This is a genomic window from Peristeroidobacter soli, from assembly GCF_004138485.1.
Classification (GTDB): Bacteria; Pseudomonadota; Gammaproteobacteria; order Steroidobacterales; family Steroidobacteraceae; genus Steroidobacter; species Steroidobacter soli.
Genome location: NZ_ML142848.1, coordinates 33876 through 51128, shown reverse-complemented (window position 1 = coordinate 51128; position 17253 = coordinate 33876). Strand labels below are relative to the sequence as shown.

Here is a 17253-nt window from a genome sequence, read left to right as displayed (position 1 = left end):
GGCGAGGGCGATCGGTCTAATTTAGATAAGCCTAGCTGATTAGATCGGTCGATTGAACCGGCTCGACAAAAATATTCGTGCAAGGGATTGGCAGGGGGCGAGCGGATTCGCCAGTTTTCTTGGGTTTGAATCGAGGCATCGCTCGTCATGACGTCTTCACTGCCACGCCCCGCGCCACGCGACTTCCGCAAGCGCCTGCTCGCCCGCGAGTTGCTGATCGGCACGTTCTGCAAAACGCCCACGTCGCACTCGACGGAGATCCTGGGGTCGCTGGGTTATGACTTCGTCATGCTCGACGAGGAGCATGCGCCGTGGACACGGCAATCGCTCGAGGTCGGTTTCCTCGGCGCCCGGGCTTTCAACACCGCGGGGCTGGTGCGCGTTGCACGGCCCGATGCGAACAGCATCCTCTCCGCGCTGGACGATGGAGCTATCGGGGTCATGGTTCCGCACGTCGCCTCGGTGGAGAAGGCTCGAAACATTGCGTCATGGGCCCGTTACAAGGGCGGCACGCGAGGTTCGGGTGTCGGTCGCGGTGGTGACTACGGCGGCCGGTCGTTCGAAGCTCACTACGCAGCGTCGGATGCGACCACTACGGTGATTGCGATGATCGAGGACCGCGAGGCGCTCGAGCACATCGATGAGATTGTGGCTGTCGAGGGCATCGACGGTTTCTTTCTGGGACGCGGCGATCTCGGCCTGTCGCTAAGTAATGCGACCGGCCCTGCGCCGAGCGTGGAAGAGGCTGTGCGTATCGTTGCGAAAGCGGTGCTCAACAGTGGCAAGGCCCTGTGCGCGGTCACGCAGAATATGGCCTCGGACGATGCCAAGAAGATGATCGACCTTGGGGTTACGGCGTTGATGGTTGCGAGCGATCAAGGCCTGCTGAGGTCGGGGGCGCTGACGCAGTTGGAGCATTTCAGGAAACTGGCGAAACCCGAGACCTGAAGCGGAGGCCGGAACGAAGCCGTTCCGAGCCGTACGGCGATTGAGGGCCTCCGGTCCGACTCTCTTATATCCCCAACAGCTCCACCGGATTGCGCGACACCATCTTATGAATGTCCTCATCCGAATACCCCAACCCCATGCAAATCCTGATCACGTTCCGAAATCCGACGACCGGATGATCAGCGCCTTGCTGGCCGAGGTCCGAAGCGAGGATGGTTCGATCCACCGTGCCCGCCTTGATCAACCGGTCCAGCTCCTCGGGCGGAAACGGATCTCTTTTTCTTCTGGCAACCGGAATGAACATGCATAGCGAATGCTCGATATAGGCCCCCATCGCGACAAACTGTTTCACATCCTCGAGCGAGGCATCGACGATGAAGCTCGGGTGGTTGACCAGCAGCCGCTTCACGCCGCGCCGCTTCGCCTCCTCGAACACCGGGAAGATCTCCGAGACATGACAGTGACCGCCGGCCAGGATGACGTCGTTTTGCGCGATCAGATCCAGAATCTCCTTCACCTCATCCTTGACGTTGCCGTTGGCGTCGAGCGGCGTGAGCTGGTCGATCGGCAGCAGCTTCTTTTTCGTGTGCGGGAACCCGGCCCTGATGCCGTAGCGGGATTCGCAGTGATTCTTCGAGGAGAAAGTCGGCAGCCAAACGAGTTTGGCGCCGAGCGCGATGCCATGATCGACCGCGTGCTTGTTGAAGCCGCCCAGCGCATTGTTGAGCGGCACGCCGGAAAACATCGTGACTTTCAGATGTCCGTGCGTCTGATTGAGCATCTCGGTGACGGGGGTCGCCGAGTAATAGTGGTCCTTGATCAGCATTGCGCGAAAGCCCGCCGCGGACGCTTCCTGCATGGCCTCGATGTGATTCATGTCACGGGCCATCACGGATGGGCCGGAATGACAATGCATGTCCACGGCGCCCACGAGCAGGCGCGAGATGCGCTCTTCGAGCGCTTCATCGGTGCTGTCGGGTTTGAGGTTCGCGGCCATTGTTCCCCCTCGCATGCTGCTGCCAGCGCGATTCTGGTCGACTGGCCCCTCACTGTCCAATAGCCCGCCCGATACAGGTCATAGCCAAAGGATGTGACTTCATGGATTTCGCACAGCTCAAACGTTTCATCGCCGTGGTCGAGGGGGGCAGCTTCGGCAAGGCGGCCGAGAGTCTCAGCCTGTCGCAGCCTGGCTTGAGCAAGAGCATCCATCAGTTGGAGGCCTATTTCGGCGAGCCGCTGCTTTATCGAGGCACCAAAGGCGTGACGACGACGGAGCTCGGCAAGGCCGTCTATCGTCGCGGCAAGCGCGTGCTTGCCGAATGGCGTCAACTCGACAACGAGCGCGCCGCCATTTCCGGCGGCTTCACCGGCCATGTCACGGTGGGCGTTGCTCGTGGCACGGGGTTTCTGGGCCGCGTGATTCCGGCGGCGAATGCGAAGTTGTCGCAAAGCCGCTATTCGGTGCGGCTCAGCGTGGTGAGTGGCGTGGCGGAGGAACTGGTGCCAGCGCTGCAACTGGGCGAGCTGGATTTCGCTATCGCGCCGCTGGATGCCATCGTGGGCAAGCCGGATCTCGTGGGGGAGACGTTGTTTCATGATCGCTGCGGGCTGTTCGTCGATGCGAATCACCCGCTCGCCAGCGTCGGCGCGGTGAGTATCGAGCAGCTCACGAAGTATTGCTGGCTCTATTCCGCGGACGTTCTTTCCTATTACGACGCGCTTTGCGCGCTCGCGCACAGTCGCGGCGTGGAGCCGCGAGCGACGACTATCACCAGCAATTCGGTGATCTATCTGAACGCCGCAACTATCGGCAGCGAGTTCATCGGCATTCTATCGATGGATTCGGTGGAGGATCAGGTGATTGCCGGGAAGCTGCTGGAGGTGGTGTTGAAACCATCGCAGCGAGCGCAGGTGGCGACGGCGGCGGTGGAGCGGCCCATGGGATTTCTAATGCGCGCGGACGCGCAGCTGTCCGAGCTTGCACGGGTGTTGCAGAAGGAAATCTATGCGCTGTGTCCGACGCTGGGATATCCACTGCTTCCGAGGCGAAAGGCCTCCCGACGCGGGAGATCCTGAGCCACAGTCGCTCCGAGCCGTACGGCGATTGAGGGCTTCTTAGATCGTACGAAAGGAATAACGGAGGCCCTCAATCGCCGTACGGCTCAGAAGGGCCGGCGGTCAATGGATCGGTGCAGGAGCTATCTCCAACTGCTAACTCCAACGGCTCACTCAAAGTCATAGCGACTCGCTATGACTCGTTGAGCAAGGGCTAATGGACGGCATGGGCGCGGGCCCTTGAGAATGTTTGTTGTCAGAGGCAACCACGGCATGTGGACAGGAAGAGGCGCTTGGCAACGAACTGGATCTTTCAAGGGCGGTGCTGGAAGTTTGGTGACAATATTCCCACCGACGCCCTGACTCCCACGCACGTCATGTTCAAGTCGCCGCAAGAAATGGCGGCCTTCGTGCTCGAAACCCTGAATCCGGAGTTTCCCAAACAGGTCCGGCCGGGCGACATTCTGGTCGCGGGTCGCAACTTCGGCTGTTCGTCGGGGCGCGCTCTGGCCACCAAGGCACTCAAAGCCACCGGCATCGGCGCTGTCGTCGCGGAACAGTTTTCTCGTACGTTCTATCGCAACTGTTTGGAGATCGGCTTGCCACTGCTGGAAGCGACCGGTGTGCATGCGCTGGTCAACGACGGCGATGAAGTGCGCGTCGACATCAAGGCGGCGACGCTCGAGAACCTCACCACTGGCAAGCGCCTGCAAGGCGCGCCGCCGTCGCAGTTTCTGCTGGGCATGCTGCAAGCGGGCGGGCTCATTCCGCTCTTGAAGTCCGGAAGTTTTCCCGGCTCGGCGACACGGTGAACGACCCATGCTGAAGTTGAATCCCGAGCGCAAGCGAGAGTTTCTGGATCTGATGGCGCAGCGTGGCTGGGACATGCTGCTGTTCTACGGCGATACGTGGCGCAAGGACCATTTCCGCTGTCTGGTCAGCGTATGTTTCTCCGGCCCGCAAGCAGTCGCGCTGCTGACCAAAGAGGGTGAGGTGCGCGCCGTCGTGACTCATCCCTGGGATGTGGAACCCGTGAAGGCGGGGACGGGTGGCTCCGTCACCTATGTACCCAAACTCGTCGAGGGGTTGAAGACGCTGTTGCACGACGCCGGCTCTGCGGTGGTCGCCGTCAATGGCCTCGAACAAATGGAGGCGCGTTTCGCACGTGCCGTGAAAGAAAGCTCGAGCGCGGCGCCCGTGTCGGCGACCGCGGCGGTGGAGGAAATTCGCCGAGTCAAAACCCAGGAAGAGATCGAGTGGATTCGCAAGGCCGCGCGGTTGGCCGATCGAGGTTACGAACACTTCGTGAGCGTGGCCCGCGCCGGGATGACGGAATACGAGCTGGTCGCGGAAGTGGAGGGCTTCGTCAAGGCGCACGGCGCGGAAGACAACTTCATGCTGGTGGCCTCCGGAGGCATCGAGGTGACGGCAATGAAACCGCCTACCGCTCGCAAGCTCCGCAATGGCGATTCAGTGATCACCGAGCTCACACCGCAGATCAACGGCTACTACGCGCAGATCTGTCGCACGCTCATCATCGGCCCGCCCTCGGAGAAACAATTGGAGTCATACGCCATTTTTGCCGAGGCACAACAAGCCGCGCAGGACCTACTGCGCCCCGGGGTGGATATCTCGGATGTGGCTCGCGTGCAGAACGATGTCTTCCGCAAACATGGCTACGGTGAGTACACCGGTTCGAAGTACACGCGCGTGCGAGGTCACAACCTGGGGCTGTATCCCGATGAGTTGCCGCACGTTCTCGAAAGCACGCATTACACCTGCAAGAAGGACATGGTGATCATCTGTCACCCCAACACCTATCTGCCGCTGTCGGGATACATGGTGTTCGGTGACACGCTGCTGGTGACAGAAACGGGGTGCGTGTCGCTGAGTCAGACCGAAAAGAGGCTGTTCCAGGCATGAAACGAGGACTCGTCAGTTGGGAAAAGAAAGAGCTGCCCCCCGAAGAACTCGCGGCCCGGCTCGCTTCGATTCGTGCGATCGCGCGCAGCAAGCGCGTCGATGCAGTTGTGGTGTACTCCGATGTGTGGCGCTCGAACGACGCGCGCTACGTGTCGAACTACATGCCGTATTGGAATCGGGCCTTCGTGGTCGTGCCCCTCGAGGAGCCGCCCATCTTGTTGTGCGCGCTGTCGCCTCGGGTCTATCCGTGGATCAAGACGGTGACTGTGCACGAAACAATCATCGCAAGCCCGAGCCCGCCGGCTGCCCTGTTCAAGCTCTGCGAAGAGCGTGGCTGGAAGCGGGTGGGAGTAGGCGATCTCGAAGGCTTGCCCACCGATCTGCATGCCGAGATGACTGCCGGCAAGGTCGAACTCATCGATTTGCCTCGCAGTGAAATTCACCCGGCGCCCGCCGACGTCGAAGTCCGGATGCATGGGCGCGCCGCTTCGATGGCGCGCGAGGTGCTGGAGCAGGAAATCGCGACGTTCGAGGAACAGAGCGACCACGAGCTCACCGGGCAGCTCGAACGCGTGTTGCGTCGTGCCGGCGCGGAGGACGTGGTCATTCTGGTGTCCGATGGCGAAGGGCCGCCGATTCCGGCGGAAGGTCGCCCGATCGGTCCGCATTCCTCGGTGGTGGTCGCTATCGAATACAACGGCCACTGGGCGAAAGTCACTCGCAACTTCGCGGGGCTGACCGCGAATCTGAGCTCGCCCGATAGCGAGACACAGCTGCGAGAGATCCTTTCAGGGCCTTACTCGTGGGAGAGCCTCGAGGATACCGCGGCCACCGCGATCGTCTCTCTGCAAGTGCAGATCCCCGCTGCCGGTCGACAGCTCTACTACGGCGATACCTGTCTGCAGAGTCAGGAAGGACTGCGTGTGCTATGAACATGGTGGAGAAAATCCTGGCCCGCAAGAGCGGCCAGAAGAGCGTAGCGCCTGGCGACGTCGTGCTCACCGACATCGACCTGATGTTGATGCACGATCTGAGCGCCAACTTCGTCATGAAGGTGTTCGAGAACGAGATGGAAGGCGCGAGCATCGCCGACCCGTCCAAGCTGGTCTTCGCCTTCGACCACAACTTCGCTCCGGCCACGCGCGACGCGGCCGAAGCGCTCGCGGCCGTGCGCAGGTTCGCGGCCAAACACAACGTGAAGAATCTCTTCGACAGCGGTTGCGGCAGCATCCATCACGTCGTCATGGAGGCGGGGCTGGTCACGCCCGGCATGATCGTCATCGGCTGCGATTCGCACACACCCATCTATGGCGCGCTCGGTGCCTTCAGCACCGGTGTCGGCAACAACTCGATGGCCGCGCTGGGCTTCACGCAGAACAAGGGATGGTTCAAGGTTCCCGAGACCGTGAAGATTCATTTCCATGGCACGCCGATGACGGCCGTTCAGCCGCGTGACATCTCGCAGTTCCTGGTCGGCAAGCTCGGCGAGGACGGCGCCATCTACAAGGCGTTGGAGTACGCAGGGCCTTACATCGAATCGCTGGACGTTAACGATCGCGCCCTGTTCCCGTTGCAGGCGATCGACGTGGGCGGCAAATGCGGCTTCGTGAATCCGGACGACAAGACGCTGCGTCACGTGCGGGCGTTGTTTGGGAACAAGCCGGGCACTCCGCAGTTCGAGCTCTTCCAGAACGATGCCGATTGTCGCTATGCCGAGGTCGTCGATATCGATGTCAGCCGGATCGAACCTCAGGTGGCGTGTCCGCCGACGGTCGGCAATGTGCATCCCATCGATGTCGCGGTCGGAACGCCGATCAACGTGGCGGAGGCGGGCGGCAGCACTGGCGGACGGCTGAGCGACATACGCACGCTCGCTCGTTGCTTCGCCAATCGGCGTGTTCATCCGGGCGTGCGTCTGCAGGTCGTGCCGGCGTCGCGCGATATCTATCTTGCCGCACTCAAGGAAGGTTTGTTCGAGACGCTGCATGTCGCGGGTGCCAATATCTTCCCGCCGAGCGCCGGCTCCAATCAGGCTTTCAACATGGGCGCGCTGGCGGAGGACGAGGTCATGATCTCGACGCAGGCCCGTAACTTTCCCGGCCGTAACGGCCATCCCAAAGCCCGTCACTTCCTGGCTTCCGCGCTCACCGTGGCAGCTTCGGCGCTCACCGGCAAAATCACCGACCCGCGTACCCTAAGATGATGAACCGCAACCGAACAGGGCGACTACCCTGCCGTGGACAAACCCGCTGCCCGGCAGACCATGCCCGCAGCAGATTCTTTGCCAGGAATGTCCAGATCTGGGTGGTAAGAAAGGAGGAGCGATGAGTCAGACGATCGCGGAAAAGATTCTGGCAGCGAAGGCAGGCCTCGAGCGCGTCAAGCCGGGACAGATCGTCGATGCGTATCCCGATCTCGTGATGAGCCACACGGCAACGTGGCGCTCCGTCAGTGTCATGAAGAAGATCGGCGCGAAGCGGCTGTATGATCCCAACCGGCTCGCCATCGTTCTCGACCACATCTCGCCGGCGAAGACCGAGAAGTACGCCGCCGACCAGCAGACTTCGCGCAACTTTGCGCGGGAGTACGGCATCGAGAAGTTTTACGACGTCGATGCCGGGATCGCGCATCTGGTGCTGATGGAGCACGGGCACGTCAAGCCCGGGGATCTGATCGTCGGCACAGACTCTCACTGCACGATCTATGGCGCGCTGGGAGCGCTGGGATCGGGCATTGGCTACACCGAAGTTGCTTCCGTGTGGGTGACCGGCAAGTTGTGGATGAAGGTGCCGACCACCATCAAGTTGACACTGAACGGCCGCTTTGCCGCCGGCGTCAGCGCGAAAGACCTGATGTTGTATCTCATCGGTACCCTCGGCGCGGATGGCTGTGGATACAAGTCGGTGGAGTTCTACGGCAGCGCCTTGCCCCAGATGAGCGTCTCCGAGCGCATGACCATGGCCAATCTCGCGATGGAGATGGGCTCGAAGTGCGTGTTCATTCCGCCCGACGAGAAGACCAGCGAATGGCTGCTGCCGCGTCTGAAGGATCCGGCGAGTTACCAGCCGGTGTTTGCCGATCCGGAGGCTGTGTATGAGCAGAGCATCGACATCGATCTCGCGAAGCTCACGCCCATGATCGCGTGTCCCCATCAGGTGGAGAACACGAAACCGGTCGCCGAGGTGATGGGCACGCGCATCGACCAGGCGTTTCTCGGATCCTGCGCCAATGGCAAGTACGAGGACCTGGTGGTTGCGGCCGACATTCTGGCGGGACGCAAGATCGATCCCCGCGTGCGATTGATCGTCACGCCCGGATCGAAAGAGATCATGCTGGAAGCGATGCGCACCGGCGTGCTCGCGACGTTGATCGAAAGCGGCGCGTTGGTGACGAACCCGGGGTGCGGTGCCTGCGCGGGTGATGGTGGCACCATGGCCGACGGCGAAGTGTCGCTGTCCACGGCGAACCGGAATTTCGTCGGTCGCATGGGAAGCAACAAGAGCAGTATCTATCTGTCGAGCCCGGCGACGCTCGCGGCCTCCGCGCTCAAGGGCGCGATCGCCGATCCGCGCGAGTTCCTTCGATGAGTCTTTCCGAGCGAGGATGAGATGCAAGACAAGATTACCGGCCGCATTTATAAGTTCGGCGACAACGTCAACTCGGACATCATCATCGCCGGCCGCTATTTGATTTACATCGATCCGGTGAAGCTCGCCGAGCATGCTTTCGAAATGCTCGGCGAGGGCTTTCCGGCCAGGCTGCGCAGCTTCGATATTCTGGTGGCCGGTCGCAACTTTGGCTGTGGCAGCGCTCGCGAGCAGGCCTCGACCGCCATCCAGGGGCTCGGCATCAAGGCAGTCGTGGCGGCGTCGTTCGCTCGCACGTTCTATCGCAACGCTATCAACGATGGATTGCCCATCTTCGAATGCCCGGCGGTGTACGATGCGGTCGCGGAGGGCGATGAGCTGTCGATCGACCTCGCCGCCGGCCTGATTTCACACTCAGGCCGCGATTATGAGTTTCCACGCATCCCCGAGTCAGTGGCAAAAATTCTTCAGCTCGGCGGGCTGGCCAACTATCTGAAATCGACGCTCGAAGCAGGGGCCGCTCCCCGGTGACCGTATGTACGAAAAGTCAGATCCGCGCGCGGCGCTAGCGGCGCCGAAAGGCAATCCGCAGTCCGGCACGACGGCGATGCCGGCGTCGTACGGGCGTTACTACCTGGACAGCGCGATCGATAACGATGCCAATGGCCGCGGTTGGTATACCCGCAGCCAGAATCTGATCGTCCATTGGATCGAAGCCAATCCGGGCGCGAGCTTCTCGCGTACCGCGCAGGCGGATGAGTACATGATCATCGTGCCCGACGACGACACGCCTTATGAGATTACGGCGGGCGGCGAGTCAGTGCGCGGTGAGGGGCATCAGCTGCTCATCGTGCCGCCCGGAGACAGCAAGATCAGCTTGCCCAAAGGCGGGCGCATCGTTCGGCTGTTCTCGACGCAGTCCTCGGATTTGAATGCCAAGTGCGCGAACGCCGCGACCTATGCGCAGCCCGATCCATCGCATCCTCCTTTCCAACCCTGGCCGGCGCCGCCCGCGGGTTACAAGCTGCGACAATATGAACTGCAACGAGGAGAGAGAACGCCGGGACAGATGGGCCCGATGTGGCGCTGTACCACGATCATGGTGAGCTTTCCTCCCACCAGCCGCCGTGCGCGCGACGCGAGCAAGATGTCGCCGCACAGCCATTACGACTTCGATCAATGTTCGCTGGTGTTCGCGGGCAATTATGTGCATCACCTGCGTTGGCCGTGGGGCCCCAACAAGAGCGACTGGCGCGAGGATGAGCATGCTCAGGTGGGAGCGCCGTCGGCGACCATGATCCCGGCTCGGATCATTCATACCTCGGAAGCGCAGGCACCGGGTCCGGAAGGCAATCGCATGGCCGATATCTTCGCGCCGCCGCGGCTCGACTTTTCACAGCAGCAGGGCTGGGTGAAAAACGCCGACGAGTACCCGATGCCCTGATGCGTCGAGCTTCGCTCAGCCGCGGCCGACGAATGGCATCTTCGTCGGCAGCAACGTCGTGAACAACATGTTCGCTTCGATCGGCAGGTTCGCCATTTGCAGGACGGCCTGAGCCGCGAGCTGGGTATCCAGCTTGGGGATCGAGCTCGGGTTGGCCGTTGCGGTCGGCGAGCTGGCGCCGATCTCGCTATCGATTCTGCCGACGTCGATCTGGCCGCAGGCAATGTCGAAGTCGCGACAGTCGAGCGCAATCGACTTGGTCAACCCGGTGACCGCATGTTTGGTCGCTGTGTAGGCGATCGAGTTGCGGCGTGGCACCTGCGCGGAGATCGAGCCGTTGTTGATGATCCGGCCGCCGCGCGGCGTCTGATGTTTCATCAGGCGCACGGCTTCCTGAATACAAAGAAACATGCCGGTGAGATTGGTGTCGACGACGGAACGCCACACGTCGATCGACAGGTCTTCGACCGGCACTTCCTGACCGCTGATTCCTGCATTGTTGAATAGCAGGTCCAGCCGCCCGAAAGTCGCGTACGTGCGCGCAAACAGGTTGCGCACGGAATCTTCGCTGGTCACGTCCGTCTGCACGGCCAGGGCACGGGGCAGGGCAGCGGCTTCGCCTGCCTGAGCGCGCCGCGCCTGCGTCGCTGCAACGATGGCCTGCTCCAGGCGATCCAATCGTCTCCCGGCGAACACGACGTGCCAACCCTCTGCAAACAGCGCCACCGCGGTGGCCTGACCGATGCCACTGCTGGCACCCGTGACGATAGCGATCCTGTCCGCGCGCTTGTTCATTCGTAGATTGTACCCTGCGACCTGTATCAGAGAAACGAATACAGACAATCAGGATTGTCGTGTTGCCGGCCCACCGACAACGGCACCATTGTATTGCGCTGAAACTCCGTTCCATTTCATCGACGGGTCACTGCACATGGCACAAGAATCGTTGGAGAGTCTTCTCGCTCGCACCGGCAATCCGGTGACGATGCTGCGCAACTCGCAGATCGGCGCCTATGTCTATCCGGTCGTGCCGACTGAGTTCAGCAACTGGCGGACCGAGCAGCGGGCCTGGCGCGAGACGGCGGTGCTGTTCGACCAGTCGCATCACATGGCCGAGATCACGCTCAAAGGGCCCGACGCTCTGCAGCTGTGCTCGTATACAACGATCAACAGTTTCAAGAATTTCACGCCCGGCAAAGCCAAACAGATGGTGCCGCTCAGCTACGACGGCTATGTGATCGGCGATGGCATTCTGTTCTATGTCGATGAGCAGGAGTTGCTGTTCGTGGGCCGGGCGCCCACGGTGAACTGGTTGCAGTTCCATGCGCAGACCGGCGGGTTCAACGTTGCGGTGATCCGGGACGACAGATCGACGTCGCATCCGAATGGCAATGCGGTCACCCGGCGCCACTATCGCTATCAAGTGCAGGGGCCGAAGGCAGCCCAGGTGCTGGAGCGCTTGAATGGCGGTCCGTTGCCGGAGATCAAGTTCTTCAACTTCGATGAGATCACCATCAAGGGGCGCAAGGTGCGCGCTCTGCGCCACGGCATGGCGGGCGAGCCCGGTCTGGAGTTGTGGGGTCCCTACGAGCAGCGAGACGAGATTCGGGCGGCCATCCTCGAAGCCGGCAAGGACGTGGGCATCGTCGCGGTGGGTTCGCGAACGTACGCGAGTAACACCCTCGAGTCCGGCTGGATTCCCTCACCGCTGCCCGCGGTCTATACGGGCGAGAAGATGAAGAAATATCGGGAGTGGTTGCCGGCGAACGGCTACGAGGGCACCGGCTCGATCGGCGGCAGCTTCGTCTCGAACCGCATCGAGGACTATTACCTCACTCCGCATGAGCTGGGTTATGGGCCCTTTGTGAAATTCGATCACGATTTCGTGGGGCGCGAGGCGCTCGAGCGTCGCCTCCAGGAGAATGGCCCACGGCGTAAGAAAGTGACTTTCGAATGGAACGGCGCCGACCTGGCGCAAGTGCTGGGTTCGCTGACCGAGCCGGAGCAGAAGCCATACAAGTTCTTCGATCTGCCCATCGCGAACTATGCGTCCTCGTCCTATGACGCGGTGACCATGGGAGGTAAGGTCGTCGGGCTCTCCATGTTCACCGGCTACAGCCACAACGAGCGTTGTGGCCTGTCCCTGGGCGTGGTCGATGACAACATCAATGTCGGCGACGTGTTGACGCTGATCTGGGGCGAGGAGAACGGCGGCACCAGCAAGCCGACCGTCGAGCGCCATCGTCAATGCGAGGTCCGCGTCAAAGTGGCGGAAATCCCCTATTCGCGCGATGCCCGTGAGACCTACCACACCGGCTGGCGGACCCGGCAAGCTTGATCAGTCGACGCGCCGGCGGACTATGGTGACGTAGTCCGTCAGTCTGGTGATCTCGATGGGAAAGACGGCGGCGAGGGCGCCGAGGGTGGCTCCCGGTGTGTCCAGGCGAAACGTGCCGCTCACCGGCAGGTCGCGCAGATCGTCGGCCTGCAGGATCACGCCCGGCTGATAGCGATCCAGGTCTTCGAGCACTGCATCGAGCGGACGTTTCTGCGCCACCAGCATGCCGCGTTCCCAGGCCAGTTCGCTGTCCGCATCGATGGTGGTGTGGATCGCACCCGTTGAACTGAGGCTGACGCGCTGTCCGGCGGTCAGCGTAACGAGATCGGCGCCCTGCCTGGACACCGCGACGCGCCCCTCGAGCACGCTGACTTGCGCGCCTTCATCCAGGCGAGAGACCGCATAAACAGTGCCGAGCGCTGTTGCCGTCACGTCGCGGTCATGCACGACGAATGGCCGTTGCGCATCGTGGGCCACATGAAACATCGCCTGGCCCCGGCGCAAGCTGAGAACCCGCGTCGTGGCGGAGTAGTGCACATCCAGCGCGCTGGCGGAGTCCAGCACTACGGTCGAGCCATCTTCCAATGCGATGCTTTTCTGCTCGCCGGTCGCGGTTCGAAAGTCGGCGGTCCATTGCTGCTCCCGAACCTGCCACCCAGCCGCCACCACGAGCAGAGCGCAGGCTGCCGCAGCCAGATGAGGTCGTCTGAGTCCGGTCGGTTTGGCAGCAGGCGCTGCAGCCGGCGGTCGGATGAAGGCATCCCAGAACTGCCGTGCTCTTTGAAAGGCGGCGCGATGTTCGTCGTTCTGGCTGCACCATTCGCGAGCGGCGGCGAAGTCTTCGGCCTTGGCAGTGCCCGATGTGAGCAGCGCCATCCATTCGTCGGCGGCCCGGTCGACGCTGCTTCGATCGCCATCGTTAGAGATCACCGGTGCATCCTTTCCCGCAGGTAGCTCACGGCGAACGCCATGTGCCGCGCGACGGTTCGCACAGAGAGCCCGAGTTCGCGTGCGATCTCCGGGTGGGAATAGCCATGCTGGCGATATAACTCCAGCACGCGGCGAGGCACGGGCGGCAGCTCTAGCAAGGTGCTTTCGAGCAGCCGCAGGCTTTCCTCGTTGGCCAGCGTCTCACCGGCGCCAGGGGCTTCGTCGGTGACGTCGTACAGAGCGTCCATTTCCTGTTCGACTTCGAAACGACGCTCGCGCCCCCGCAGGTGATCGATGGCGAGATTGCGCGCGATGCGCAGGATCAGGGCGCGCCAGTTCTTGACGTCCGTGGTCTCGTCCAGGCGTGCCACGCGCAAGTACGTTTCCTGCGTCAGGTCGTCCGCTGTGTGGCTGCATTTGAGCAGGCCGCGCAGGAAGTCCCGAACCTCGCGGCGGTACTCGTTGAAGGCCCGCGTGGTCTGGCCGGGGGGGATGATCGTGATGTCGCGCATGGCTGCTCGCAATTGAACGAGCGTGGGCGCGCGACACCGCAACGCGCGACTTTCTTGTCATGGTTGGTGCCGGCGGTTCGTCTATCCCGCGAGGGGCGAAAAATCGCAGCCATGAGAAGGGGAGAGCGAGCGTGACCCGGCGGAATTCGTTACAGAAAGATTGCAGTCGGCGGCTGCGAACAGCCGTGCTGACGGGCCTGTTGAATGTGTTCAGTGTTGCGGGCTTCGCGGCGGAACCGCTGCGAGTGGAGGTGTCCCAACAGAAGATGGCGGCGGCGCTGAACAGTCTCGCCGACCAGTGCAAACTGCAGCTGGTTTACGACGGCCGATTGGTGGACGGCTTGCAAGCACCCGCGCTCAGCGGCGTATTCGAACCAGCGGCGGCCTTACAAAAACTCCTTGCCGGCAGCGGACTCACATTTCGTTTCGTCAACGAGACGACCGTGACCATCCAGCGCGTCCCGGGCGACGGAGGTCCGCGCACGCTGGGTCCTGTGCGTGTCGAGGGCGCCCGAACGGAAGCTCCGCCAAGAATCGGTGATGGCGTCGCGTCGCTCGGTGGCGTGCGTGGACATCAGGAAGATGAAACCGTCGGCTATCGACCGGTGGTCTCCAGTGTTGGCAGCGGCCGTCCCATTGCCATCGAAGACAACGCGCGCGCCGTGTCGGTGCTGACGCGTGAACAGATGGAAGATCAGGACGTCACCGATCTGGGCGAGGCGCTGGCGCGATTGCCAGGAGTGGCGGTATCGGACGGCGTGTACTCGCGCGGCCAGACGATCGACTCCTATCAGATCGACGGGGGCGTGGCGCTGCCGATGGTCTTCGTCATGGGACGTGAAGGACCGGAATTCGGCAATCGTTTCAATCTCGCCGCCTATGATCGGGTCGAGCTGGTACGCGGAGGTAATGCCGCCGCCGTCGGCGAAGGCTCGCTCGGCGGCACGCTCAACCTGATTCGCAAGCGACCCGGCACCGTGCCGGCCGAAACGATCTCATTGACCGGCGGCAGCTGGGATCGGATGGAAGGGCTCTATGACGTCACCGTGCCGGATGTCGGCGGCTCGAACATCGCCGTGCGCGGTGTGTTGAATCTGCAGAGCACCGGCGCTTTTTACGATAAATATAAGAGCGAGAGCCGGCTCTACTACGGCATCGTCGACATCCCGCTCTCGGCCAGCTCTCGCGGCGAACTGGGCGTGCGACGCTCTGAGACCAGAATGGATGCGCCGTATCAGCCTATCTATCGATACGCGGATGGACCGCTATTCGATGTGCCGCGCTCGACCAATTTCGGTCCGAAGTGGGCACGCTCGGACAGCAACGAAACAGAACTGTTCACGCGCATCGAGACGGATTTCTCGGCGGACTGGAATGTCAGCATCGGCGTTGCGCGCACGGTCCTGACGTACTTTCAAACGAACAGAGTTCAGAGCGGCAACGTCACTTTCCTGAGCAATGGCGACGTTACGCAGTATCCCGCCAATCCGAGTGCCATGTTCGCCACCGATAGCGACAGCACCACCTTGGCTGGCGACGTGCGCCTCAGCGGCCGATTCGAAACCTGGGGGCTCACCCATAACCTGCTCATGCAGGGAGGTTATTACGATGCGCAGTTCGACGATGACAGTATCCGGTTGCGGCGCTTTCCAGTGGCTTTGACGTCGGTCGAACAGCTGTTCGACGACAACAGCGGCGTACCGGCGAACGTCAGGGGCTTTCACTCCGAGTACTCTCAGCGAAACGTGCGAGGCTCGGTCGAGGATCTGATTGCGTGGCGGGACAAGCTCGATCTGCGGCTGGGCCTGAGTTACTTCAATTCCAATCAGTTTCAGTTCACGCCGTCCTATCCCTGGACCTCGGCCGGCGGCAGCAACTACGTCGATGCGACGACGGTCGCCAACTATCCCGTACCAGGCATCTGGACACCGACCTATGCCGTGGTTCTCAAACCGTGGCGTGGCTTGAGTATCGCGCCGGCTTACGCCGAAGGCACCACCTCCCAGTACAGCTATTACGACCTGTCCGGCCGGCCACTGGGGGCGATGGCTTATCAGAACCAGGAACTGCTGGTGCGATATACGACGCCGGCCTGGGTCGCGAGCGCCAGCTACTACACCGCCGACAACAGCAACGTCGCGGAGCCCATCGACGGCTTGAGCACTTGTGGGCCCACCCGCACCAGCCAGTGCTATCACGAGGGCGGCTCCACGATCGCATCGTCGGGCTACGAGCTGGAATTCGCCGGGCAGTTGTTCGATCAGCTCGACGTGTCGCTCAGCTACACCCACAACGAAACCGAACGTAAGACGCTGCGGGCGCCGGTGTATTCGCAATCACCGGAGTCCTTGGCCAAGCTGTTCATCAGCTGGACGCCGCGCTGGCAACCGAAGTTGAGCCTGAGTCTCGGTTACTCCCATCGCAGCGACATTTATAGCTCGGGCGTGCGCCGGGTGTTCGACGACGCCGGTGCGCTGATCGGCGCGCTGCCTTTCGACTACACGGAGCCCGGCTATCACCTGTTCGATGTCGGCGCGCGCTACGAGATAACGCCGAATCTTGAACTGTCGCTACTGGCCGAGAACGTCACCGATGAAAGCTATCTGTCCTCGTCGGACACCTACTTCGGTTACTACGGCCGGCCGCGCAACGTGTCGCTCAACGTGAAATGGCGCGATGTCTCGATCGGCCGATGGGGCGGCGGTTCGTCACGGACGGACTACTTCCCCTTGGGCGACCCGAGCCGCTGGTACACAGTATTGGATCTCGGACTGCACGTGCCCGCCGATATTTCGGCGACGTCGCCGCTGCGTGACGCCAGCGGTTTGCGTGAGCGGTGGGATTGGCAGCTGAGCTCGAATTTCGTCGCGTTGTGGCGCATCGGACATCACTTCGGCGAGCGCTGGCGCATGGAGTTCGAGGCAGGCTTCCGGCCCACGGATATCGACAGCACCTACACACCACAAGCAGGGCCGTCGGGATTTTGCTCCAACAGTTCTGGCGCACCGGGCTATCCCGGTTGCAAGCCGATGACCGGCAAGTTCGATACATCCACGGCCATGCTGAACGCGATCTACGCTCCTTGGGGTGAAGCGCGGCGCGTCGCTCCCTTCATCGGCGTGGGCGCTGGCGTCGCTGTCTCGCAAGTGGAAATCGGCGGGCGGCTGGCAAGGCTATCGAGCGACGGTCTCCCGGTTCTCGGTGGCGCCGACGACATGGTCGTGAGGCCGGCCGCGCAAGTGCTCGCAGGATTGACGGTGAAGCTGTTGCCGCGACTGAGTGCCGATCTCACCTATCGCTACTTGTATGTACCGAATCTGCAGTGGGATATCACCGCCGATTCTTCAGGCCCCGACGGTCCCATTCCTTATGAGCTGAAACATTTCAGCGGCGACCTGAAGGACCCGTCGCTCTCCCTGGCGTTCCGTTGGAATTTCGACCTGGGCGGGGAGCGCACCTAGTTCGAGGGGGCGTTCCTATTCTGTAGAATAAGACGCCTCAACAGCTCGGCAGGTC

Annotated in this window: 15 protein-coding genes; 11 read left to right on the top strand and 4 right to left on the bottom strand. The window is 61.9% G+C overall.

Annotated elements, in window-relative coordinates; translation table 11 throughout:
* The first annotated feature begins 147 nt into the window (after window positions 1–147).
* Window positions 148–948, top strand: a complete 801-nt coding sequence (locus tag EKO19_RS00240; protein WP_129774413.1) for an HpcH/HpaI aldolase family protein — start codon at window positions 148–150, stop codon at window positions 946–948.
* Window positions 949–1012: 64 nt separating this feature from the next.
* Here EKO19_RS00240 and EKO19_RS00235 read toward each other — a convergent pair whose 3' ends face one another.
* Complete coding sequence (locus tag EKO19_RS00235) at window positions 1013–1945, bottom strand: DUF6282 family protein (RefSeq protein WP_129774412.1); 933 nt, start codon at window positions 1943–1945, stop codon at window positions 1013–1015.
* Window positions 1946–2046: 101 nt separating this feature from the next.
* On the opposite strand from EKO19_RS00235, the gene EKO19_RS00230 reads away from it, so the two are divergent.
* The 8 genes from EKO19_RS00230 (at window position 2047) to EKO19_RS00195 (ending at window position 9957) form a co-directional block, all read left to right on the top strand.
* Window positions 2047–3024, top strand: coding sequence for a LysR family transcriptional regulator (locus EKO19_RS00230; RefSeq protein WP_129774411.1), 978 nt, complete (start codon window positions 2047–2049; stop codon window positions 3022–3024).
* 272 nt (window positions 3025–3296) lie between these two features.
* Entirely contained in the window at window positions 3297–3815 is a 519-nt protein-coding gene (locus EKO19_RS00225) for a LeuD/DmdB family oxidoreductase small subunit (RefSeq protein ID WP_157995031.1), read from the top strand.
* 7 nt (window positions 3816–3822) lie between these two features.
* A complete protein-coding gene (locus EKO19_RS00220; protein ID WP_129774409.1) occupies window positions 3823–4926 on the top strand; it encodes a M24 family metallopeptidase in 1104 nt (367 codons plus the stop codon).
* Window positions 4923–5858 (top strand): hypothetical protein, encoded by a 936-nt coding sequence (locus EKO19_RS00215; RefSeq protein ID WP_129774408.1) that lies wholly within the window; start codon window positions 4923–4925, stop codon window positions 5856–5858. The genes EKO19_RS00220 and EKO19_RS00215 overlap by 4 nt, the downstream gene beginning before the upstream one ends.
* Window positions 5855–7129 carry an aconitase/3-isopropylmalate dehydratase large subunit family protein gene (locus EKO19_RS00210; RefSeq protein WP_129774407.1) on the top strand — a complete coding sequence of 425 codons (1275 nt, stop codon included), beginning with the start codon at window positions 5855–5857 and terminating at the stop codon, window positions 7127–7129. Before EKO19_RS00215 ends, EKO19_RS00210 begins: the two co-directional genes overlap by 4 nt.
* Window positions 7130–7250: 121 nt before the next feature.
* Window positions 7251–8513 (top strand): 3-isopropylmalate dehydratase large subunit, encoded by a 1263-nt coding sequence (locus EKO19_RS00205; protein ID WP_129774406.1) that lies wholly within the window; start codon window positions 7251–7253, stop codon window positions 8511–8513.
* 21 nt (window positions 8514–8534) lie between these two features.
* A complete protein-coding gene (locus tag EKO19_RS00200; protein WP_129774405.1) occupies window positions 8535–9044 on the top strand; it encodes a LeuD/DmdB family oxidoreductase small subunit in 510 nt (169 codons plus the stop codon).
* A 4-nt stretch (window positions 9045–9048) separates the two neighbouring features.
* Complete coding sequence (locus EKO19_RS00195) at window positions 9049–9957, top strand: hypothetical protein (RefSeq protein WP_129774404.1); 909 nt, start codon at window positions 9049–9051, stop codon at window positions 9955–9957.
* Between the two features lie 15 nt (window positions 9958–9972).
* On the opposite strand, the gene EKO19_RS00190 is transcribed toward EKO19_RS00195, so the two are convergent.
* The gene (locus tag EKO19_RS00190) at window positions 9973–10752 is read right to left on the bottom strand and encodes an SDR family oxidoreductase (RefSeq protein WP_129774403.1); all 780 of its coding nucleotides are present in this window, start codon (window positions 10750–10752) and stop codon (window positions 9973–9975) included.
* Between the two features lie 136 nt (window positions 10753–10888).
* Between EKO19_RS00190 and ligM the strand changes: the two genes are divergently transcribed.
* On the top strand, window positions 10889–12295 hold the full coding sequence (gene ligM / locus EKO19_RS00185; protein ID WP_129774402.1) for a vanillate/3-O-methylgallate O-demethylase: 1407 nt from the start codon (window positions 10889–10891) through the stop codon (window positions 12293–12295).
* Here ligM and EKO19_RS00180 read toward each other — a convergent pair whose 3' ends face one another.
* Window positions 12296–13225 (bottom strand): FecR family protein, encoded by a 930-nt coding sequence (locus tag EKO19_RS00180; RefSeq protein WP_129774401.1) that lies wholly within the window; start codon window positions 13223–13225, stop codon window positions 12296–12298. It lies immediately after the preceding gene.
* Entirely contained in the window at window positions 13222–13737 is a 516-nt protein-coding gene (locus tag EKO19_RS00175) for an RNA polymerase sigma factor (protein ID WP_129774400.1), read from the bottom strand. Before EKO19_RS00175 ends, EKO19_RS00180 begins: the two co-directional genes overlap by 4 nt.
* 131 nt (window positions 13738–13868) lie before the next feature.
* On the opposite strand from EKO19_RS00175, the gene EKO19_RS00170 reads away from it, so the two are divergent.
* Window positions 13869–17198, top strand: coding sequence for a TonB-dependent receptor (locus EKO19_RS00170; RefSeq protein WP_175596908.1), 3330 nt, complete (start codon window positions 13869–13871; stop codon window positions 17196–17198).
* Window positions 17199–17253 lie beyond the last annotated feature (55 nt).